This window comes from Amycolatopsis sp. NPDC089917 (assembly GCF_040684635.1).
Classification (GTDB): domain Bacteria; phylum Actinomycetota; class Actinomycetes; order Mycobacteriales; family Pseudonocardiaceae; genus Amycolatopsis.
Genome location: NZ_JBFBGL010000036.1, coordinates 1 through 20,471, shown reverse-complemented (window position 1 = coordinate 20,471; position 20,471 = coordinate 1). Strand labels below are relative to the sequence as shown.

Here is a 20,471-nt window from a genome sequence, read left to right as displayed (position 1 = left end):
CCGCACCGGCATCCAGCACAAGCCTCACCCCAATCCTCCACACACGACCGCCAGTCGTACCAGTGGGCAAGCACATACGAGTCCGCTAGAACGACACTCACCACTCACGACCCACTTGACCACCCTGCGAGGGGCGCGCGAGGCGGCAGATACGGTCGTCGGCATGAATCTGCGAGCCGCGGCGATGCGGCGGAAACCGGTCGCCGACCTGATCGCCGAGAGTGATCACGGCACGCTGAAGCGCTCCCTCGGCCTCAGCCAGCTGACCATGCTCAGCATCGGTGCGACGCTGGGCAGCGGGATCTTCGTCGTGCTCGGTGAAGCGGTCCCCGTGGCGGGCCCCGCGGTCGTGCTGTCCTTTGTGCTCGCCGGCGTCACCGCGCTGTTCTCGGCGCTTTCGTACGCCGAACTCGCCGGAATGATCCCGGTGTCCGGTTCGTCCTACTCCTACGCGTACGCCACCCTCGGCGAGCTGGTCGCCTGGGTCTGCGGCTGGTGCCTGGTGCTCGAATACGGCGTCTCGGTGGCGTCGGTCGCGGTCGGCTGGGGCCAGTATCTCAACGAGCTGCTGCGGCTGACGTTCGGTTTCGCCATCCCGGACGCGTTGAGCCAGCCGCCGGGTTCGGGCGGGATCGTCAACGTCCCGGCCATCCTCGTCGTGCTGCTCGCCATGGTCCTGCTGCTGTCCGGCGCGAAGGAGAGCGCGCGGGCCAACGCGATCATGGTCGTGATCAAGATCGGCACGCTGGTGCTGTTCTGCGTGATCGCGTTCACCGCCGTCCGGGCGGAGAACTTCGCCCCGTTCCTGCCGCTCGGCCTCGCCGGGCTGAGCGCCGGTGGCGCGAAACTGTTCTTCTCCTACATCGGTTTCGACGCGGCCTCCACCGCGGGCGAAGAGGCGAAGAACCCGCAGCGTGACCTGCCGCGCGCGATCCTGCTCTCGCTCGCCATCGTCACCGTGCTGTACTGCCTGGTCGCCGTGGCCGCCGTCGGCGCGCTGCCGTGGCAGGAGTTCGACGGCCAGGAAGCCGCGCTCTCGCACGTGCTCGGCGCCGTGTCCGACAACCCGCTCTGGGCCGCGCTGCTCGCCGTCGGCGCGATCGTGGCGATCTCCAGCGTCGTGCTGACCGTCCTCTACGGGCAGACGCGCATCCTGTTCTCGATGTCCCGTGACGGCATGGTCCCGGCGGCGTTGTCCAAAGTGGACCCCAAGACCGGCACCCCGCGGATCAACACCCTGGTGGTCTCCGGTTTCGTCGCGGCGCTGGCCGCGTTCATCCCGCTCGGGAAACTGGCCGACGCCACGAGCATCGGCACTCTCTTCGCCTTCGGGCTGGTGAACATCGCCGTCCTGCTGCTGCGACGCCGTCAGCCGGAGGCGCCGCGCTCGTTCCGCGTGCCGTTCGCCCCCGTCACGCCGATCCTCGGGGTGCTCTGCTGCGGCTACATGATGCTCAGCCTCGACGGCGCCACCTGGATCGTCTTCGGCGGCTGGATGGCGCTCGGCCTGCTGATCTACTTCGGTTACAGCGTGCGCCGATCCCGGCTGGCCGCGGAATAGCCCGTTCGCCGCCATAATTCCTAGCCTGTCCAGCCGCAGTACGGGCTGGATCATTGATGTGGGAGTGACGAGTAGGGGACACTGCGTTCCGACCCACGGAAAACCCTACCGTGAACCGAGGTCCCTATGCGCAATCGTATTACCGTACTGACCGCATGCCTCGCCCTCTCCCTCACTCAATTCCCTGTCGCCGAGGCCGCGCAGGACACGACGAAAGTACGTGCTCCTCTCTGCTATGAAGAGCCCGTACAACCGAATGCCGACGTGAGTGACCTCAAAGCCGCTTTCACTTCCTCGAAGTGGCTGCAAACGATCCAAGGCGTTTACCAACGACGATGGCCCAGCGGAGAGGGCCTCGCGATCGCCCAGGCCAAGGACCAGTACTTCAGCCAGTTCGTCACCAAGACCAGCTTCAACGCGCTGGCAGAGTCCCTCATGGTGGCGATCCACGAAGAGACCCACATGTGGGACCTGGATCCTTCAAGAACCTCTTGGGACGTCTACGTCTCCGCGTGGATCAACGCCTCCCGCAAGGCGATGAAGGTCCCGATCCACGGCGGATTCGCCCGCCGCGAGATCCTGCCGCTGATCACGGACAATCTCACCAAGTCGATGGACGACATCTATCTGCGCGACCAGCAGCAGGGGTCGTATCGCATTCAGGGCGTCATCGCCGAACTCAACGCCGGGCTGATGGGATTGCCCGCGGCGTCCGTCGTCGCCGAGTTCATCCAAGGAATCGGCGCGAGCAACGCCAGGGACATCGTCGCCACCAACATCCGCTATCTCCAGCTTTATCTGCGCGTCGCGAAAGCGAAGTATCCCGATTACTGGGCCAAGATCAAGGCCCAGCCGGAACTGCGCGATTTCGTGCTCGTCGAATTCCTCCGCGCCGCGTATTGGCTGGCCCGATCCGAGCCCTACGCCGCCAAACTCGGCAGCGCGGACGTGGCCAAGATCGTCGCCAAGAACTACGCCCCGGAGAATGTCGCCATCATCGAGGAGTTCACCGGCGCCAAGGTGAACACCGGCACCGCCAGGAACTGCACGCTCTGACGCCGTCGCCGGTGACGGGCACGCGCCCGTCACCGGCGAACCGCCTCGTTACGGGACGAACACCGGCTGATCCAGGGCCCAGAGCCAGGACCCGTCCGGCTGACGGCGGGCGACCTCGACGGTCATCTCGCCGGTGGTCAGCGTGGACGCGGTGAGCGCCAGATCCCCGCTCACCAGTGCCGGATGCTGCCTGCCCGGCAGGAGTTCCGGCGCGGCCGCGACGAACTCCTCGTACACCTTGCGGATCTCCGCGTGGCCGGTCGCGAGGGTGCCCGGCGGGAACGCCAGCACGGCGTCCGGTTCGTACAACGCCACCAGACCCTCGACATCGCCCGCGTTGCCGCGTTCGATGAAGAACCTGCCCAGATCGTTCGGCTCGGTGGCCACAGTCCTGCTTGTCATGGGAGAAGCCTCGCAAGGAATACACGACATCCTGTGTCGTGTATTCCGTTAGGGTTTTCGCATGCGTGCCGACCGGCTGGTCTCCCTGGTGTTGCTGCTGCGGCACCGCGGCAGGCTGTCCGCGACGACGCTCGCGCGCGAACTGGAGGTCTCCACCCGCACCGTGCTGCGCGACATCGAGGCGCTGTCCGCGGCGGGCGTCCCGGTCTACGCGGAACGCGGCAGGCACGGCGGTTTCGCCCTGCTGCCCGGTTTCCAGACCGAGCTGACCGGGCTGAACCACGACGAGGCGCTCGCCCTGCTGATCGCCGGGTCGCGGCGTGGCGCGCAGGCGTTCGGCCTCGGCTCGGCGCTCGCCTCCGCCATGCTCAAGGTGGTCGACGCCCTGCCCGAAACCCAGCGCGACACCGCGGCGGGCGCGGCCCGGCGGCTGCTCGTCGATCCGGAGACCGACCTCCTCGCGCGCCGGGTGACCGCCGAGGAGGTGCCCGACGCGATCGTGTCCGAAGTCCGGCGCGCGGTGTTCGCCGGGCACAAGCTGCGCATCCACTACGCGGCCGCGGGACAGAAGCCGCGGTGGCGCACGGTGGACCCGATCGGCTTGGTGACCGTCCGCGATCAGGGCTACCTCCTGGCCACGCGAGCGGGTGAAGACCGCACGTACCGGCTGTCCCGGCTGCGGGCGGCCGAGGAACTCCCCGAACCCGCGCGACGGGCGGACCGGGTCGATCTGGACCGGGCCTGGCAGGAGCGCAGCACGCGGTTCCGGACCGGCGGCGACCAGGTCTCCGTGCTGGCGCGGGTGCGCCCGGCGCGGCGGGAAGAACTGGTGGGCACCGCGCTGGCCGTCCTCGCCGAGGAACCCGACGCGGACGGCTGGCTGCGGATGGAGGTGACCTTCCAGGACACCCGGCACGCCGAATGGGCGTTGTGGCAACTCGCCATGGACGCGGAAGCACTGTCACCCGATTGGCTGCGGGCCTCCCTGCGCGACCGCGCCACCTCGATCACCACCCGTTACCGCGTCCGGCCGGGCTGACCATTGTGGACAGTGAGTGCCCTCGTGACGATCGTTACACCGGACTACGCTCGGTGACGACGGACCGCTCCCGTCACCGTGCCGCGCGACCGTTGGCAACATCGAGTTCTCCCGGCCGTCATCTTCCTTCCGCGTTCGGCCTGATCACGCTCCCGGGCCCCCTCGGAACGGTCACGCCCGGCAGTCGACGGCACCGCGACGGAGGGTGGTGAAACCCCTTTTCCCGGCTCCGAGGTCGAGTTGAGCGGGCAGGGTCGTTGTGGATAATTCGCCCATGACGAACGCCGCCTTGGGAAAGGCAGCCACCACTTTCAAGGCGCTGCTGAAGGGTTACCGCGTTCGTGCGAACCTCACGCAGGAGGAACTCGCCGAAGGATCCGGGGTCAGTGTCCGGGCCATCAGCGACATGGAACGCGGGATCGCCAAGAGCCCCCAGCGGCGGACGATCGAAGCGCTGGCCACGTCGCTGTCGCTGACCGACGAAGAGCTGACCTCCCTGCAGAAGGTCGCGAGGCAGGGACGCGCGCAGCCGGTCGCCGCGCCCGCTCCGTCCGGGATCTACGACTCGCCGCTGATCGGCGTCCTGCCGACGGACGTCGACGACCTCACCGGCCGCGAAGGCGACCTCGACGCGTTGCGCGCCCTCTCCGCGGGCCTGTGCGACGGCCGCCGCCGCGCGGGACGGGTCGCGATCCTGAGCGGGCCTCCCGGCACCGGCAAGACCACCCTCGCGGTCCGCGCGGCGCACAACCTCGCGGCCGGCTTCCCCGACGGCAGGCTGTTCCTGAAGCTGCGCGGGATGTCCGCCGAACCCTCGAACCCGGCGGACGTCCTGCACCTGATCCTGCGCTCGCTGGGCATCGACGCCGTCCGCATCCCCGCCGATCCGGACGACCGGGCGAGCCTGTGCCGCTCCCTCCTGCAGGACCGGGCCACCCTGATCGTGCTCGACGACGCGGCCGACGAAGCCCAGGTCCGCCCGCTGCTGGTCGGCGGGCCACGCTGTCTCACCCTGATCAGCAGCCGTCAGATGCTGGTGGGACTCGAAGGAGCCAGCAGGCTCCCCCTCGACGTCTTCGGCGAGGAAGACGCGCTCGCCTTGCTGTCGTCCATCGTCGGAGCGAGCCGGGTCTCGCGGGAGCGGCAGACGGCGCTCGAACTGGTCACGCTGTGCGGACGGCTGCCGCTGGCGCTGCGGATCGCGGGCAACCGGCTGGCGAGCCGCCCCACCTGGCCGCTGGCGCGCCTGGTGGATCAGCTGCGCGACCGCAGCAGGCGGCTGACCACGCTGACCGCCGGCGATCTCGACGTGCGCAGCGTGTTCGAGCTTTCGTACCGCCAGCTCAGCCCGAACGCGGCCGCGGTGTTCCGGCGGCTTTCACTCGTGCCGGCCGCGGACTTCTCCGTCGGGGCCGCGATGACGCTCGTCGAAGCCGCCGACGAGGACGACGCCGCCGTCTTCCTGGAGGAACTAGCCGACGCGAGCCTGCTCCAGACGTCGCCGGAGAACGGCCGGTACCAGTTCCACGACCTGCTGCGGGTCTTCGCGACCGAACGGCTCGCCCGGGAGGAAGCCCCCGAAGTCGTCGAGGCCGCGGAGAACCGGCTGGCCGACTGGCTGGTGCGCACCGCCACCGCGGCGGGCCGCTACTTCCATCCGACCGACGGCGTGAGCCCGCCGCCGGTCGCGACGTCGTCGTTCGACGACCACTCCAGAGCGGGGAGATGGCTGGAGGTCGAGCTGAAGAACTGGCTCGCCGCGGTCAAGAACCTCGCCGCCCGGGGCGGCCATCGGCCGGTCCTCGACCTGGCCGAGTCCATGCACTGGTACTCGGAGATCGGCGGGACGGCGAACACCTGGCGCGACGTGTTCGCGCTCGCCGTGGACTCGGCCGTCGCGATCGGCAGCAAACGGGACGAGGCCGTCCATCTGAACTACCTGGCCTGGGTGCAGTCTTCGCTGTGCGATCAGGCGGAGGAGTCCGTCGAGATGGCCCGTCGGGCCCGGGACGCCGCCGAGGAGGCGGGCGACCGCCGCGAACAGGGCTGGGCCCGGGTGTACCTGACCAGCGCCCACGCCCGCGATTCCAGCCTCACCACGTCGCCCAAGCTGTTCGACGAGGCCGCGCGCCTGTTCGAGGAGGCGGGCTATCCGCTCGGCGTCCACGTGGCGCGGACGATGCGGGCCTCGTACTGGTACCGGAACGGCCGGTTCGACGACGCCGCCGAAGAGTTCGACACGTGCGTCCGTTACTTCGCGCAGGAGCACGGCGGCTCGCGCACTCCGGTGGACGACACCAACTACGCCTACGTCCTGCTGCGCTCGGCCCAGAACCTGGCCGCGCTCGACGCGATCGACCGGGCCCTCTCCCACTGCGAGACGGCGCTCGACCTGTTCCGCCGCCACGGCGCGGGGATGGGCCAGGCCCGCGCGCTCCAGGAATCCGGGAAGTTCCTGCGCCGCCAAGGCGACCACGAGAACGCGCGCCGCCGCCTGACCGAGGCCGAGGAGGTCTACGAGCGCATCGGGCTGACACAGGCCCAGATCGACACGCTCTGCGATCGGGCCTCCTTGTCCGAGGAGATGGGTGATCCGGCGTCGGCGCGCGAGGACCGGGAACGCGCGCTGGGTCTCTGCGACCGGCTCGGCCGGTCCGAGGGCGGCAAGCTCCGGGAAAAGCTGGCCGACCGCCTCAACGCGTCGTAGCGTCAGGCCGAGGCGCGGGTCAGTTCGTCCCAGGTGATGTGCCCGAGCAGGACGTCCTGGATGGTGTAGCGGGGCGCGGGTTCGAACTCGGCGATGGCCGTGGCCGCGCCCGCCCTCGGCACCCCGGCGGCCGCGGCGATCCGGCCGCCGAGTTCACCGGCGTCCAGGTCGCGGATGTCGTCGCGGGAGACGTAGACGGCCACCATGTTCTTTTCGGCCCCGGCGGCGCGACCGTGGAGACCCTGGATTCGTAGCGACACGTCAACTCCTTGGTGTCGAGCGGGTTCTGCGACTCTGGAATCAGTAAACGGCACGCGTTCCCCGGTCACCATGAACAACCACCAGCAGAAGCACCGGAAGGGCGTCCGATGTGGACGTTCTCCCGGGTGCCGAGGTAGGTCTCCGCTCCGTCGGCCTCGGCACGCAGGATGTGCACCGGCCGTCCCGTCTCCGGGCCGTGATCGGTCCACGTCCCGTCCCGGTCGAGCACGTGGACCCGCACCCCGGCGGCGGTCGCGATCGCGGCGAGGTCGGTGCTGCCCGGGTGGGCCGCGGCGAGTGTCGTCGAGCCGCGTGCGGACCCGGGCGCGTTCGCGCAGGGCCCGGTCGTGGGCCGAGAACAGGACATTGCGGCCGAGCACCTTGCCCGGGTACGGATGACCGACCTCGATCGAGTCGACGCTGAAGGTGTTCGCCTGCTGATCGATCTCGTCCGCCGATGCGACGCCGGTCTCCTCTCCGGCGGCTTCGGGCAGCGGTGTCAGGAGGGAGGTGTCCATCGTGGTGGCGGCGGGCATCAGGACCGCGGCCCCAATCCCCTGCCCGATCCGCCCGGCGATCAGCATCCCGCCGCCGGTGGCCAGCGCGCAGAACGCCGACGCGGCGAGATAGACGGCCATTCCGGTCAGGAACACCCTCCTGGCCCCGAGCACGTCGGCGAGCAACAGCAGACCGGCGAACGTCACCAGGTAGCTGTCCACGACCACCGTGAGTTCGGCGGCGATGAGCCCCAGCCCCCGCCGGATCGCCGAGCCGGCGAGGTTCACCATCGCGGCGTCGAGGATGACCAGGAACATGGCGGTCGCCAGGCCGATCATCGCCACCCCGCGTGAAGTCCGTTCCGTCGCTCGTGTCGTCATGCCGCAACGATCGCGCGGGCCCGCCCGCGTTCGCGTCGGCGGCGATCGCCTCCATCGCCTCGCTAGGGTTCGGGGCATGCCCTCGACGTCCTCCCGTCCGCTCGTCGGCAGGCGAGACGAGAGCGATCGCCTTCTCGCTCTCGTCCGCGCCGCGAGCCGGGGCGAGGGCGGAGTGCTCGTCCTCCGCGGCGAGCCGGGCATCGGCAAGAGCGCGCTGCTGGACCACGTCGAAAGCGCGGCACCGGAGGGTGTCCAGCTCATCCGCGCGTCCGGATCCGAGTTCGAGGGCGAGCTGCCGTTCGCGGCGCTGCACCAGCTCTGCGTCCCGGCGCTGGCGCATCTCGACACGCTGTCGGCGCCCTACCGCGACTCCCTTCTCGTCGCGTTCGGGCTGGCCGACGGCGCGCCGGACCCCTTCCGCGTCGGTCTCGCCGCCCTGGAACTGCTGGCCGCCGCGGCGGCGGAACATCCGCTGCTGTGCGTGGTCGACGACGCGCATTGGCTCGACACCGCCTCGGCGCGGGCGCTGACGTTCCTGGCGAGGCGTATCGCGGCCGAGCCGATCGCGATGGTGTTCGCCGCCCGTGACGAGGAGCCGGTCCGCGGGCTGGACGAGCTGCCCGGGCTGACGATCGCCGGGCTGAGCGACGCGCACGCGCATGCCCTGCTGGCCGAGGAGAAGACCGTGACACTGGACGAGCGGGTGCGGGACCGTCTGCTCGCCGAGGCGCGCGGAAACCCGCTGGCCCTGATCGAACTGCCGAAAGCGGGCGGCTTCGCGCTGCCGGAGCCGTCTCCGATCGCGAGCCGGATCGAGCGGATTTTCCTGGCCAGGATGGCGGAACTGCCGCCGGACTCCCGGCGGCTGCTGATCCTCGCGAGCGCCGATCCCACCGGCGACCCGGGTCTGCTGTGGGCGGCCGCGCGGCTCCTGGCCCTCGACGTGCCCGCCGCGAGCGCCGCCGCCGAGACCTCCGGGCTGATCGTGTTCGGCACGCGTGCGCGCTTCTGTCATCCGCTGGCGCGCTCGGCCGCGTACCGCGCGGCGGAACCGGAGCTGCGGCGGGCCGCGCATCGGGCGCTGGCCGAGGCCACCGATCCGGACACCGCCCGGGACCGGCGGGCCTGGCACCGGGCTCAGGCCACGATCGGTCCGGACGAACAGGTCGCGGCGGAACTGGAACTTTCGGCGTCCCGGGCGCAGGCCCGTGGTGGTGTCGCGGCCGCCGCGGCGTTCCTCGAACGCGCGGCGGCCCTGTCGCTCGATCCCGGCAAGCAGATCGAGCGCACGCTCGCGGCCGCGCGGACGACGCTCGAAGCGGGCGGGACGGACGCGGCGGCGGACCTGCTGGCCAGCATCGACATCGACAAGCTGGATGTCCCCCAGCACGCCTCCGTCGACCTGATGCGCGGACGGATCGCGTTCGTCCAGGGCGCGGACGGGGCGGTCCGGGGGCCGGAACTCATCCTGGGGGCCGCGCGACGGCTCGCGACCGTCGATCCGGAACGGGCACGCGGGTACTTCATCGCGGCGCTGGAGATGGGGCTCGTCGTCGGCCGGGCCGCGGGCGTCTTGGACCGGGTGCTCGACGCGGCCCGCTCGGCACCGGCGGCGTCGCGAACGCCGGATCTCCTGGACGCGCTGGTGCGGTTGACCACCGAGGGGCACCACGCCGGTTTGCCGTCGCTTCGCCGGGTCCTCACCGGCGACGACGCCGGCTGGACCCGGACACCGGCCCTGGCCACCCTGCTCGCGGGCGAACTGTGGGACATCGGCCTGCACGGGACGATCGTCGACTGGCTGGTGCGGACCGGACGAGACACGGGAGCGCCGATGACCATCCGGCTCGGGCTGTCCCAGGTGGCGATGCACGCGGTGCTGACCGGCGACTTCGGGCGGGCGATGGCCGCGATCGCCGAGGAGGAAGCGATCGCCGACGCCGTCGGCGATCCGCCGCAGCTCTACCCGAGGGTGCATCTCGCGGCGCTGCGCGGCCGCCGTCAGGAGGTGCTCGCCCTGTCCGCCGAGGCGACGAACCGGGGTAACGGCCAGCTGGCCGCGAACACCCACTGGGCGACGGCCGTGCTGTACAACGGCCTCGCCGACTATCCGGCCGCGCTGGAGGCGGCGACGCGGGCCGTGTCGAGCGGGGATCTCTTCCTCACCGGCATCGCGCTGCCCGAACTGGTGGAAGCCGCCGTCCGGTGTGGTGAGCACGCCGTCGCCCGGTCCGCGCTGGAATCCTTGGCACAGCGCACAGAACCCGCGGGAACCGGCTTCGCCCTCGGCGTGGCGGCGGGCGCGCGGGCGCTGGTCAGCGACGCGGAAGACGACTACCTGGAGGCGCTCGGACACCTGACGGGCAGCTCGCTCCCCACGCACCTCGCGCGGGCGCACCTCCTGTACGGGGAATGGCTACGCCGCGCGGGCCGCCGACGCGACGCACGGGAACACCTGCGCACCGCGCACGAACAGCTGTCGAGGATCGGGCTGGAGGCGTTCACCCGGCGGGCCGCCGACGAGCTGCGCGCGACCGGAGAAGTCGCGCGCAGCCGCTCCGAACACTCCTATGATCACCTGACCATGCAGGAGATGCACATCGCGCGCCAAGTCGCCTCGGGCGCGACGTCGAAAGAGGTGGCGACGCGCCTGTTCGTCAGCCCCCGCACGGTGGACGCCCATCTCCGCAACATCTTCCGCAAACTCGGCATCACCTCGCGCCGGCAGCTCAGGGGCATGCCCGATCTCGTTTCCCCGGATTGAGCGGCCTCGATGATCGTCCACGCGGGGAACGCTTTCGTCATGATCGCGCCTCCCGGGAAGGCGCGACGAGATCATAAGTGGCGAAGATGTCGGTACTCTCGAATCGAGTGAGCGTTTCGACATCAGGGGAGGCAGTATGTCGGAGAACGATGTGATCCCAGCACGCCGGGCCGCGGTCGCTCTCGTCATGGACCGGTTCGGCGCGGATCATCGGGAAACGTTGAAGGCCAGGAATCTTCTCGGTTTCGCCCTGCATCGGGTAGGCCGAATGGAGGAGGCCGAAAGCGAGTTGCGCGCCGCGAAAGACGATTGCTCCCGCGTTCTCGGCGAGACCGATTCGGAAACCCTGTTCAGCCAAAGCCTGCTGGCCTACCTTTTGCTCGATTCCGGCAATGTCCGCGAGGCGGCGGAACAGCAGCAAGCGCTCGTCGAGGCTTCGGCGGCCGCTTTGGGCGAGCACGATCCGATCACCCTCGGCCGTCGCGTGAACCACGGCGTGATGCTCTACCACTCGGGACAACGAGAAACCTCGTGAGCTCGCGCGGTCCGCTCGGAAGGGCGTCACGATGAAACTGCTGGACCGTGATCGCACTCCGGCCCGGGCCACCGTGGTCCAGGATTCCCATCAAACGCGTCATCCTCGACCCGGAGGTCCACGAGAGCGAGTGAGCGCCGGTCAGTCCCATTCCGGCGCGTCGACGAAGTGGACGTCGTATCGCTCGTGGAGGCGCTCGACCTCCTCCGGAGCGACGTTTCCGCGCAGGATCTCGGGCAGCGCACGGAAATACCCGAACCGTTCGACACCGGGCGCCAGCGTGATGAGCACGTCGGCGGCGGTGTCCGGCGGCGCGGCGAAGGCGTGCCGGACGCCCGGCGGGATCACCACGTAGCCGCCTCGCTCGACCGTGACGATCTCGGTGCCCACCAACATCCGCAGTGCCCCGTCGAGCACGTAAAAGGCCTCCGCGGATTTCTCGTGGTAATGCGGTTTCGTGCCGGCTTCCCCTGCCCGCAAGGAAAGCCGGTTCGCGCCGAGGTGCCCGCCCGTGTGCTCACCGTCGGCCAGCAACCACAACGCGGGCCTCTCGACGACCTCCGCGTCCTTCTCCTGCATCACCCAGGCTTCGTTCGTCATCACGATCCCCATCTAGTTGAAGACTTCAACCAAAGCTAGACCGAAGTGGTTGAAGTCGTCAACTGTTACCGTGGGCGCCGTGACCGACTGGCTCGACACCGACCAGCAGCGCGACTGGCGTGCGTTCATCGAAGGATCCGTCCGCTTCGTCGACCTGCTCGACCGGCGGCTGCGCGAGCAGCACGGGCTTTCCCTGGCGGAGTACGAACTCCTGGTGCGGTTGTCCGAAACCGGCGACGGCTCGATGCGCATGGCTGACCTGGCGAAATCGGCGTACTACTCGCGCAGCAGGCTCTCGCACCGCGTCAACGGACTGGAGGTGCGCGGCCTGGTCCGGCGGGAGTCGACCACCGACGACGGTCGCGGCGTGCGCGCCCGGCTCACCGACGAGGGGCACGAGACCCTGCGCCGCGCCGCGCCGGACAACCTCCGCACCGTCCGCGAGCATTTCGTCGACGTGATCGAACCGGACGACCTGCGGGCGGTCGGACGCGCGATGCGCGCCGTCTCCGAAACGCTCGACTCGTGAGCGATGATCCGCCGATGCCTCGTGAAGACAACGCCTTGACGTGCCGGAGGTGTGGTCGGCGGGCGCGGTCGGGCCGGGACCGCTTCGAGACCTTCGAGCGGATGCACTACGTGTGCTTCCACTACGAGTTCGAGCACGGCTCGAACACCGATCCCGACGAGGACTGCGGCGTCCCCGGTTGCCCGTCCGCGCCGGCGATTACGCCGATCGAGGTGTCCAGGCCCCATGGAACGTCTGGGAGATCGTTCAGCACGCGATGCGGGCGGCGGTGGTCGGCGAGTAGCTTCTCCCCTCATCGCGCCGAGCCGGGCGATGGGGCTTCGCCCTGCCGTCCCGCTTCGCCGCCTGCTACACGCCCTCAACCAAGTCTGAGCAGGATCGGGCTTCCGGTGACGGTGACCTCGGCGCCGGCCGTGACCGCTTCGCCGGTGCCGTCGAGATGTTCGACGGCGGTGGCGCCCGAGGCCACCGGGATCCGCTCGGACCGGTCGATCGTCCACCAGATCAGGAACGTCCGGCCGCCCTGGTCGAACCGGCATTGCCAGAGGTGTTCGGGCAGCCCGGCCGCACGACCCTGCCCGCACGCGTGGATCCGGCTTCCCGCCAGCCAGTGGTGCAGGCGATCCACGTGCCGCGCGGCCTTCGTGGGCGGGCCGCCCGCCGGTTGCAGCACGATGGGGATCTTGGCGCTGCCCCAGTTGTAGAAGTACATGCGGCGGTATTGCGCGTAGAGCCCGGACAGGAAGAACCGGACCGCGTGCCGCGCACCCCGATCGGCGTCCACGGATCGCTGCCTGTTCACGTCGTACGCCGAGCCGGTGCTCCACAGCCTGATACCGGCCCCGGCTTCCTGCAGCGCCTTTTCGATCTCCTCCGCCAACGGAAGCATCGTCTCCGGCGGATCGGAATCGTTGCGGGGAGCCAGTTTCACCGCGGCGGCGTCGCAGTGATCGTAGCCGCCGAGCCTGGCGAACCGCCGCAGTCCGTCGAAGGCCGCGGGATCCCAGAGCTCGCCCATCGACGGGCACACCACGGTCGCGGCCGGGTCGACGGCCTTGATCACCTGACTCGCCCGGCGCGTCATCTCGGCGAGATCGGCCATCGAACCGGTGAAGAAGTCCCGGTGATTGGCCAGATCCCACAGCTCGTAAGCGGTGATCCGGCCGCGGTACTGCTCGGCGACAGCGCGCACGAAGCGGTCCCAGTCCGCGAGGTCGTCGGGCGGGCCGGCGCGGGAGTCGTCGGTGAAGACCGACTTCGGGCTGTTCGGGCTCGCCCAGGACGGGGTGCCGCCGAAGGTCAGGGTCACCGGGAGACCGGCGCCGCGCGCGCCGGTCACGAGCCGGTCGAGCGTCTTCCAGTCGTACCGGCCCCGCGAGGGTTCCAGGTTCTGCCACCGGGTGCGCGTGTTCCACAACCGGACGGATCCGACGCGGAAGGCTGGCATCTGCCCGGTGTTGGAGTTCGTCGTCACCCCGACGAACTCCGGCTCGAGCGGGCGCGGCGCGTTCGTCCACATCGACGCCTGGATCGCGGGAGCGGCGGCGGGCTCCCGCCGGTCGGGCGGATTGGCCATGGCACCACCGGCGAGCAGGACGACCCCGAGGACCGCCGCGAGAGCGACGTGGGTCAGCGGCTGCCGCCGGCCCGGCCACCTCCGCGGGGCCGCCGCCAGATCGGGCGGGCGGGTGACGGGTGGGTCCGGGACGACGGCCTCGCCCCGGTCCGCTCGCTCCCACAGCCGGTACAGCTTCGCCAGTTCGTCCCGGCTCGCGCGGCACGCGGTCGCGATCGTCTCGATCGGCGCGAACGTCGCGGGCAGGCTCCGCCCGGTGCAGTAGCGGTGCACGGTCGACCGGCTCAGGTGCACCTTGCGGGCGAGTTGTTCGTAACTCAGCCCGCTCCGCTGTTTCAGGTCGGTGAGAAGTGCCGTCAGCGCGACAGCCGCCTCGCTCGCCATACCGCTGAGCCCCCTCCGCGCCGCGTGCCGGTCCCCGGCTCAACCGCCCGCCGGGGCTCCTGAGCGGACAACCAGTGTCCCATCGCGAGCCGCTCGTCGGGCGACTTCACCGGATCGCGTCTCACGGCGCGACGTCATCGCAGGTCAGAAGGGGGGTTTCGTCTCACTGTCCCGCTCTGCACGGTTTCGCTTGCCAGGGTGTCCCGCGCTCGGCAGCGTTTGAGCGGTCGGAGGGGAAGCACCACCACAGGGGGAACAACGAGATGGAACGTCACAGGACGACCCGGTCGCGTCTGCGGATCGGGGCACTGGCGACCGCGCTGCTGGCGGCGGGCATGACCAGCGCCCCGGCCGTCGCCGCGGCAGCGCCGCAACTGACCACCCGGGCGGACTTCAACACGCCGGGCGGCGGTCAGATCGTCGAGTACCTGGAGAAGCTGATCCGCGGCGCCGCCGGGAACTCGACCATCAAGACCGCGCAATACCTGCTCCGGGACGCGCCGATCACGGACGCGCTCGCGGACGCCGCGGAGCGCGGGGTCCACGTCCAGGTGGTGGTCAACGAAACGGCGGCGGACCACCCGAACTACCAGGACCTGAAGAACCGGCTCGCGAAGACCGGCGACAAGAATTCGTGGGCGAAGAGCTGCGCGGACGGCCGGGGGTGCAACGGCACGAACGCGATGCACAACAAGTTCTTCCTGTTCGACAGGACGCTCGACGCCAAGGAAGTGGTCGCGACCGGTTCGGCCAACTTCAGCGAGAACACGACAGGCGGAAAGGGCGGCTGGAACAGCTACTACACCGACGTCGGGAACGCGGGTCTGTTCGCCAGGTACAACGGCTACTTCGCCGATCTGCGGAAAGTGGCGGACGGGGCCAAGCCGGACCCCGACTACTACGCGGCGCATCCACCCGTCGTCACCGGGAACACCAAGAGCTACTTCTATCCGAGGCGCGAGGCCGAAGGCAACGACACCGTCGAGAACTCCTTGAAGGAGGTCGGCTGCCAGTCGGGGAAGACGAAGATCCGCATCGGGGTGTGGTCCCTGACCCGGACGAAGGTCGTCGAAAAGCTGCGTTCGCTGGCCTCCCAGGGCTGCTCGGTGGACATCGTCGCCTTGAGGATGACCGAGGATTCGTGCAAGAAACTGGTGCAGGGGAAGCCGGATCGAATTCGGCTTCGGGGCTTCAAAGCCGGTAACAAGCACGGCATCCACCAGAAGAACATGATGATCGAGGGCGATTATCTGAAGCCGGGCACCAAGGTCGTCTTCACCGGCAGCCAGAACTTCAACAATCCGTCCTTGCACGACAACGACGAGAACGTCATCCGGATCCTGGACGACGACGGGATCCACGACAGCTTCGTGAAGAACTTCGGCCAGGTGGCCGCCGCCACCGATCAGGAGATCAAGTCCTCCGGGGACTGCAAGCTCATGGTGCCGAAGGAGAACACCGGCGCCGCTGACGAGGATTAGCGGTCCGCCGGTCGAGAACGTCGGGGAGGGCGGCGAAGGGAGGGCAGCACGCGACGGCGTGCTGCCCTCCCCCGTTCACCAGGTGACGGGCAACTCCCGCACCGTGTAGAAGATCGCGTTCTCGTCGAATTCCAATTCACTCGGCGGTTTCGCCAGCGCCAGGGTCGGCACACGGCGGAACAGCGTGCGGTAGACGACCTGAAGCTCCACTCTCGCCAGCGGGGCACCCGGGCACAGGTGCCGTCCGTAGCCGAAAGCGAGATGGTGACGGGTCTTGCGGTGGACGTCGAGAGCGCCGGGGTCCGGGAAGACGGAGGGGTCCCGGTTGGCGGTGCTCTTCACCGCGACGATGCCCTCGCCGGCGCGGATGAGCCGGCCACCGATCTCCAGATCTTCCCGCGCGACACGGCGGGCCTCGGTGTGGGTGACGGACAGGTGGCGCAGAAGCTCTTCCACGGCGTTGGCCACCACCGCGGGGTCTTCGGCGTCACGGACGACGTGAAGCTGATCCGGATGGGTCAGGAGCGCGACGGTCCCCAAGGTGATCATGCTCGCGGTCGTGTCGTGTCCGGCGACCAGGAGCAGCTGGCCCAGCGTCGCGATCTCGCGGGGAGTCATCGCACCGGTCCGGTACTGCTCGACGGTCAACGTGCTGAGCAGGTCGTCACCGGGCTCGGCGTCCCGCTCCAGCACCAGGTTCTCCAGATAGGCGTTCAGCTGTTCGCCGGCGGCCAACGCTTTCTTGGGATCGCGTTCGTCCATGACGAGGGTGCGGGCGACTCCTTGGAAGTAGTCGCGGTCGGCGTAGGGCACGCCCAGCAGTTCGCAGATCACCCGCGACGGGGCAGGCAACGCGAAGGCCTCGACCAGATCCACCGGTCGGGGACCGGCGAGCAGTTCTCCGACGAGGTCGTCGACGATCCGCTGGATCCGGGGCCGCAGGGCCTCCATCTTCTTGATCGTGAACTCCGGCGTCAGCAGTCGTCGCTGGGCAGTGTGTTCCGGCGCGTCCATCTGCATCAGTGTTTTCATCCGGGTGTCGCGGGCCTTGCTCACCGCGTTGGTGTGCGGGAAGGCGGGCCGCGTGGCGTCGACGCTGACGCGCGGGTCGGCCAGCACCGCGCGCACGTCCTCGTGCCGGGTGACGAGCCATGGCGTGCCGCCGTCCCACAACCGCACCCGCGACACCGGCTCACGCTCGGCCAGCCGGGTCAGTTCCGGCGCCGGAGCGAGCGGGCAGCCCGCCGCGCGAGCCATCGGAAACCGGGGCACTGTTTCGTCTTCGGTCATGGAATCCTCCCTGAGTCGGCCATTCGTGCGTTCGCAGCATGTCGGCGCGGGAGACCCCGGCAATCGGACAAATAGGATGTGATATGCCTCATATTCCCAAGCCGCGACCCCGGATCGCCGTCGTGGTGGTGGATTGCCCCGACCCGCAAGCGCTCGCACCCTTCTACGAGGCGCTTCTGGGCGCGAGCCGGACCAAGGACTGCGCGGACCACGTGCACCTCGCGCTGGGCGATGGCCAGCCGGACCTCGCTCTCCATCGCACCGACCATTTCGTCCGCCCGGACTGGCTGCGGGGCGAGCCCGCGCAGCAGGTGCACCTCGATCTGCTCGTGGCCGATCTGGACGAGACCGAACGGGAGGTCCTCGCCCTCGGCGGGCGTCTGCTCGACGGTTCCGACAAGCCCATCGGCTACCGCGTGTACGAAGATCCGGTCGGACACCCGTTCTGCCTGGTCACCCCCGAAGGTCTCGGCTGACCGCCCGGAGCCTCCACGAGCGTCGCTCGGTTCGACCCGGCGGTCACCCCGCGATGTCGCGCCCGACGCGGAAACGCAGATGGGTCGCGATCCCCGTGACGGGTTCGCCCCGCGGGACCAGCTCGCCCAGGCGGCCGGAGAACAGGCCGGTCCCCTGCCCCAGCACCACCGGGGCGATGTGCAGATGGACTTCGTCGAGCAGGCCCGCTTCGAGCAGCTGCCCGGCGACGTCCGCGCCCATCACCAGCACGTCCTTGTCCCCGGCGGCGTCCTTGGCGCGCCGGACCGCGGCCTCCAGACCGTCGAAAGCGAACGTGCCGCCGTTGTCGCCGAGGAGGTCTTCCCTGGTCCGGTGCGTGACCACGAAGGCGGGGGCGCCGGGCCACGGCGTGCCGCCCCACGGGCGCAGACCGAGGTCGAAGGTGCGCCGCCCGATGACGGTGGCCCCGACGATCGCGTTGATCTCCTCGAAAGCGCGGGCGTCGGGCCCCTCCCCCGCCATCCACTCGTGCAGCCGCTCGCCGCCGTCGCCCATGGGCTCCTCGGCCCGGACGTTCGGTCCGGCGGTGAACCCGTCCAGCGACATCGACACATCCAGCACCACCTTGCTCATCACAAGGCCTCCTTCGCCTCCGAAGCGCCGCCGTCCGGCGCCTTCACGGAGGGGGTCGGAGCCGATCCGGCCGCCTCGACATCACCCCCTGCCCGAGAAGGCCGCAGATCTCGTTCACCGACGCACCGGCCGCCCTCCGCGCTCCGATGGAACCGCTCCGGCAAATGTGACATCCTACCCTCAAGTGCCACATCGACCCGGCGGGTCGAGCGGCCGGGGAGCAAGGGGGCGGATCGATGGTGCAAGCCGGAGCGGGGTTCTTCGTGCGGCCGGAGGCGCTGGACGGACTCGCCGGCCTCGTCCGAAGACAGGGAGATGGGGCAGGCGACTTCCGTCAGGCGTTCCGCACCGTCATCGTGGACGGCGGCCGCACCGGCGACGACGGCGAGGGGCTGCTCGCGCGGATCTGGCCGAAGCTGGACGGCTGGCAGAGCGACACGCGAAACCACCTCGGTATCGCGTTCGGCACAGGTGTCTCCGCCGGCGACACACTCCACTGCGCGTCCGTCTGGTACCGCGACACCGCACGCGCCAAGGTGGAAGAACTGGACCGGATGCTCCAGGAGATCGAGGTCGAACGCGTCGGCCGGGACGAGGTCCGCGATCCGGCGTCCGCGGGTTCCTTCCGGGAAGTGGCGCCCGTGAACTATCCGGGCCCGAGCCAGGAGAAGATCGACAACCCGGACTGGTGGCCGGTCAAGGCCGGGGAAGCGGCCGAGGAGATCCTCGATCTCGGCGGCACGCTGGGCGACGTGGCCGGGTTCATCGAGGACCTCACCGGTGTGGACATCTTCCACCTGGCCGCCCAGGCCGTGATCGGCGACTGGAAAGCGTTGCAGGAGCAGGCGGTCCTCTTCCGCGACACCGAATCCGGGTTCGCCGGCCTCGCCGCCAACATCAACCAGGGCCGGTACGGCATCCAGGATCAATGGATCGGCCGCGCGGCCGACGCCGCCAAGGACTGGCTCGACAAGTACCACGAGGCGTGCCTGGACCTGTCCGGATACTGCGGCGCGGCGGGCGACGCCATCGAGGGCCTGGCCCGAGCGGCGTACCACCTGATGCAGGACCTCAAGCACGGCCTGGGCGCCCTGGTCGACATCCTGCTGCTGATCTACACCAAAGGGGCGACGGCGGCCGCGAAGTCCGGCAAGGACGTCCTCGGGTTCATTCTCGATGTCATCGACGCACTCACCACGGGCAAAAAGCTGCTCGGGCTCTTCAACGGCGACGTCAAACAGCTCGCCGCGCTCATCATGGCCGCCATCGACCAAACCGGCGTCATCCGCACCACCATCAGCGCCATCCTGGCCCTGTCACACCAGTTCCAACTCGGCTGGGGCATCGTCGACGCGACCCGCGCCACCGCGCGCACCACCGAGCTCCCCAGCTGGCCCTTCACCTACGACCATCCGCACGCGAACTGCGGACAGGGGGCGCGGCTATGACATCCATCGATCCCGCGGACAGCCCCCACTGGCCTGCCGCCCGGCACAACATGCTGCGACTGCTGGCCGCGTCCGGAACGGGGGCCGGAGCCGATTTCGCCAAGGACGTCCTGGCGGGCAAGCGGCAATCGCGCGAACTCCTGTCGCACCGGCCCGTCGCCGACGAACTCTCCGCCCAAGGCGCGGCCCTACGCCGGCTGCTCGACAAGATCCCGCCTGCCGAGCTCCGGGAATTGCGCGCGCACGCCCAGGAGGCGGTGCGCCGCGAGGTCGACGAGCTGGCAAATCTGGACGTCGAGGCCGCCGAGGCGGAACTGCGTGCCGTGGCCGAGCCGCCGCGGGAATCCCGGCCGGCCCGACGGCGCGACGAGGAGGACGACTGGTTCGACCGGCCGTACATGGAGGACCTCTGACGCGGACGGGGATCCCCCGAACACGAAAGGCCCGGGCGTTCATCGATAGGTGTCCACGAATGTCCACGTGATCTTTGTGGACGGATCTGCCACACTGCTGACCTGCACGAGTTCGGGAATCGAGTGTCCGGTGTCCACGAGTGGACTCTCCTCGGAGAGGGGCGCGGCATTCTTGTTCTCGCAAGCCACGGAAAGTCCCCGGCCTGGATTGGAGGCATCATGACCACCTCTGTCGTCACACGGTCGCCGCGTCGTATGCCGCTGTCCGTGTCGCCGGGTCTCCGTGCGTTGTCTTCTCCGCCCGTGAGTGGGGCGGTGAGGGTCCTGAAGCCCTTCTGCGTGGTTGCGGTGGAGCAGGGACTTGCGGTCTAGCTGGAACTAGCCCGCGCACTCAGGCGAGGCCTCGAGCGTAATTCCGCTCGGGGCCTTCGTCGTGTCCACGGGGCCTTCACCGGGCA

17 protein-coding genes are annotated in these 20,471 nt (G+C 69.6%); 11 read left to right on the top strand and 6 right to left on the bottom strand.

What is annotated here, in order from left to right:
* Nucleotides 1-163 precede the first annotated feature (163 nt).
* Nucleotides 164-1,561, top strand: coding sequence for an amino acid permease (locus AB0N89_RS25075; protein WP_364208466.1), 1,398 nt, complete (start codon nucleotides 164-166; stop codon nucleotides 1,559-1,561).
* A 126-nt stretch (nucleotides 1,562-1,687) separates the two neighbouring features.
* Nucleotides 1,688-2,617, top strand: a complete 930-nt coding sequence (locus tag AB0N89_RS25070; RefSeq protein ID WP_364208463.1) for a hypothetical protein — start codon at nucleotides 1,688-1,690, stop codon at nucleotides 2,615-2,617.
* A gap of 48 nt (nucleotides 2,618-2,665) precedes the next feature.
* Here the strand turns inward: AB0N89_RS25070 and AB0N89_RS25065 are convergent, their stop codons facing one another.
* A complete protein-coding gene (locus AB0N89_RS25065; RefSeq protein ID WP_364208659.1) occupies nucleotides 2,666-3,004 on the bottom strand; it encodes a nuclear transport factor 2 family protein in 339 nt (112 codons plus the stop codon).
* A gap of 76 nt (nucleotides 3,005-3,080) precedes the next feature.
* Between AB0N89_RS25065 and AB0N89_RS25060 the strand changes: the two genes are divergently transcribed.
* Together AB0N89_RS25060 and AB0N89_RS25055 are read left to right on the top strand one after the other, a co-directional pair.
* Entirely contained in the window at nucleotides 3,081-4,058 is a 978-nt protein-coding gene (locus AB0N89_RS25060) for a WYL domain-containing protein (protein WP_364208460.1), read from the top strand.
* 274 nt (nucleotides 4,059-4,332) lie between these two features.
* Nucleotides 4,333-6,765 carry an NB-ARC domain-containing protein gene (locus AB0N89_RS25055; RefSeq protein WP_364208457.1) on the top strand — a complete coding sequence of 811 codons (2,433 nt, stop codon included), beginning with the start codon at nucleotides 4,333-4,335 and terminating at the stop codon, nucleotides 6,763-6,765.
* Nucleotides 6,766-6,767: 2 nt separating this feature from the next.
* On the opposite strand, the gene AB0N89_RS25050 is transcribed toward AB0N89_RS25055, so the two are convergent.
* Nucleotides 6,768-7,904 (bottom strand): hypothetical protein, encoded by a 1,137-nt coding sequence (locus AB0N89_RS25050; protein ID WP_364208454.1) that lies wholly within the window; start codon nucleotides 7,902-7,904, stop codon nucleotides 6,768-6,770.
* A 76-nt stretch (nucleotides 7,905-7,980) separates the two neighbouring features.
* Here AB0N89_RS25050 and AB0N89_RS25045 point away from each other — a divergent pair, with 76 nt between their 5' ends.
* Together AB0N89_RS25045 and AB0N89_RS25040 are read left to right on the top strand one after the other, a co-directional pair.
* Nucleotides 7,981-10,668, top strand: a complete 2,688-nt coding sequence (locus AB0N89_RS25045) for an AAA family ATPase (RefSeq protein ID WP_364208451.1) — start codon at nucleotides 7,981-7,983, stop codon at nucleotides 10,666-10,668.
* 187 nt (nucleotides 10,669-10,855) lie between these two features.
* The gene (locus tag AB0N89_RS25040) at nucleotides 10,856-11,203 is read left to right on the top strand and encodes a tetratricopeptide repeat protein (RefSeq protein WP_364208448.1); all 348 of its coding nucleotides are present in this window, start codon (nucleotides 10,856-10,858) and stop codon (nucleotides 11,201-11,203) included.
* Nucleotides 11,204-11,344: 141 nt separating this feature from the next.
* On the opposite strand, the gene AB0N89_RS25035 is transcribed toward AB0N89_RS25040, so the two are convergent.
* Entirely contained in the window at nucleotides 11,345-11,803 is a 459-nt protein-coding gene (locus AB0N89_RS25035) for a cupin domain-containing protein (protein WP_364208445.1), read from the bottom strand.
* A 79-nt stretch (nucleotides 11,804-11,882) separates the two neighbouring features.
* Here AB0N89_RS25035 and AB0N89_RS25030 point away from each other — a divergent pair, with 79 nt between their 5' ends.
* On the top strand, nucleotides 11,883-12,332 hold the full coding sequence (locus AB0N89_RS25030; RefSeq protein WP_364208442.1) for a MarR family transcriptional regulator: 450 nt from the start codon (nucleotides 11,883-11,885) through the stop codon (nucleotides 12,330-12,332).
* A 358-nt stretch (nucleotides 12,333-12,690) separates the two neighbouring features.
* Here AB0N89_RS25030 and AB0N89_RS25025 read toward each other — a convergent pair whose 3' ends face one another.
* A complete protein-coding gene (locus AB0N89_RS25025) occupies nucleotides 12,691-14,292 on the bottom strand; it encodes a helix-turn-helix domain-containing protein (RefSeq protein ID WP_364208439.1) in 1,602 nt (533 codons plus the stop codon).
* 263 nt (nucleotides 14,293-14,555) lie between these two features.
* Here AB0N89_RS25025 and AB0N89_RS25020 point away from each other — a divergent pair, with 263 nt between their 5' ends.
* Nucleotides 14,556-15,773: a phospholipase D-like domain-containing protein gene (locus tag AB0N89_RS25020; protein ID WP_364208436.1), complete on the top strand. Its 1,218-nt coding sequence runs from the start codon at nucleotides 14,556-14,558 to the stop codon at nucleotides 15,771-15,773.
* A 75-nt stretch (nucleotides 15,774-15,848) separates the two neighbouring features.
* Here the strand turns inward: AB0N89_RS25020 and AB0N89_RS25015 are convergent, their stop codons facing one another.
* Nucleotides 15,849-17,063, bottom strand: a complete 1,215-nt coding sequence (locus AB0N89_RS25015) for a cytochrome P450 (RefSeq protein WP_364208433.1) — start codon at nucleotides 17,061-17,063, stop codon at nucleotides 15,849-15,851.
* 83 nt (nucleotides 17,064-17,146) lie between these two features.
* On the opposite strand from AB0N89_RS25015, the gene AB0N89_RS25010 reads away from it, so the two are divergent.
* The gene (locus AB0N89_RS25010; protein ID WP_364208430.1) at nucleotides 17,147-17,539 is read left to right on the top strand and encodes a VOC family protein; all 393 of its coding nucleotides are present in this window, start codon (nucleotides 17,147-17,149) and stop codon (nucleotides 17,537-17,539) included.
* A 43-nt stretch (nucleotides 17,540-17,582) separates the two neighbouring features.
* On the opposite strand, the gene AB0N89_RS25005 is transcribed toward AB0N89_RS25010, so the two are convergent.
* Complete coding sequence (locus AB0N89_RS25005) at nucleotides 17,583-18,152, bottom strand: dihydrofolate reductase family protein (RefSeq protein WP_364208427.1); 570 nt, start codon at nucleotides 18,150-18,152, stop codon at nucleotides 17,583-17,585.
* 236 nt (nucleotides 18,153-18,388) lie between these two features.
* Here AB0N89_RS25005 and AB0N89_RS25000 point away from each other — a divergent pair, with 236 nt between their 5' ends.
* Nucleotides 18,389-19,600, top strand: a complete 1,212-nt coding sequence (locus tag AB0N89_RS25000) for a hypothetical protein (protein WP_364208424.1) — start codon at nucleotides 18,389-18,391, stop codon at nucleotides 19,598-19,600.
* Nucleotides 19,597-20,013 carry a hypothetical protein gene (locus AB0N89_RS24995; RefSeq protein WP_364208421.1) on the top strand — a complete coding sequence of 139 codons (417 nt, stop codon included), beginning with the start codon at nucleotides 19,597-19,599 and terminating at the stop codon, nucleotides 20,011-20,013. The genes AB0N89_RS25000 and AB0N89_RS24995 overlap by 4 nt, the downstream gene beginning before the upstream one ends.
* Nucleotides 20,014-20,471: the final 458 nt, after the last annotated feature.

What these genes read in the sequence shown, in the direction of transcription:
- AB0N89_RS25000 (WP_364208424.1), top strand. Translation starts at nt 18,389, where the DNA reads ATGGTGCAAGCCGGAGCGGGGTTCTTCGTGCGGCCGGAGGCGCTGGAC.
- AB0N89_RS25075 (WP_364208466.1), top strand. Translation starts at nt 164, where the DNA reads ATGAATCTGCGAGCCGCGGCGATGCGGCGGAAACCGGTCGCCGACCTG.
- AB0N89_RS25025 (WP_364208439.1), bottom strand. Translation starts at nt 14,292, where the DNA reads ATGGCGAGCGAGGCGGCTGTCGCGCTGACGGCACTTCTCACCGACCTG.
- AB0N89_RS25060 (WP_364208460.1), top strand. Translation starts at nt 3,081, where the DNA reads ATGCGTGCCGACCGGCTGGTCTCCCTGGTGTTGCTGCTGCGGCACCGC.
- AB0N89_RS25070 (WP_364208463.1), top strand. Translation starts at nt 1,688, where the DNA reads ATGCGCAATCGTATTACCGTACTGACCGCATGCCTCGCCCTCTCCCTC.
- AB0N89_RS25050 (WP_364208454.1), bottom strand. Translation starts at nt 7,904, where the DNA reads ATGACGACACGAGCGACGGAACGGACTTCACGCGGGGTGGCGATGATC.
- AB0N89_RS25035 (WP_364208445.1), bottom strand. Translation starts at nt 11,803, where the DNA reads ATGACGAACGAAGCCTGGGTGATGCAGGAGAAGGACGCGGAGGTCGTC.
- AB0N89_RS25005 (WP_364208427.1), bottom strand. Translation starts at nt 18,152, where the DNA reads ATGAGCAAGGTGGTGCTGGATGTGTCGATGTCGCTGGACGGGTTCACC.
- AB0N89_RS25055 (WP_364208457.1), top strand. Translation starts at nt 4,333, where the DNA reads ATGACGAACGCCGCCTTGGGAAAGGCAGCCACCACTTTCAAGGCGCTG.
- AB0N89_RS24995 (WP_364208421.1), top strand. Translation starts at nt 19,597, where the DNA reads ATGACATCCATCGATCCCGCGGACAGCCCCCACTGGCCTGCCGCCCGG.
- AB0N89_RS25020 (WP_364208436.1), top strand. Translation starts at nt 14,556, where the DNA reads ATGGAACGTCACAGGACGACCCGGTCGCGTCTGCGGATCGGGGCACTG.
- AB0N89_RS25015 (WP_364208433.1), bottom strand. Translation starts at nt 17,063, where the DNA reads ATGACCGAAGACGAAACAGTGCCCCGGTTTCCGATGGCTCGCGCGGCG.
- AB0N89_RS25040 (WP_364208448.1), top strand. Translation starts at nt 10,856, where the DNA reads ATGGACCGGTTCGGCGCGGATCATCGGGAAACGTTGAAGGCCAGGAAT.
- AB0N89_RS25045 (WP_364208451.1), top strand. Translation starts at nt 7,981, where the DNA reads ATGCCCTCGACGTCCTCCCGTCCGCTCGTCGGCAGGCGAGACGAGAGC.
- AB0N89_RS25010 (WP_364208430.1), top strand. Translation starts at nt 17,147, where the DNA reads ATGCCTCATATTCCCAAGCCGCGACCCCGGATCGCCGTCGTGGTGGTG.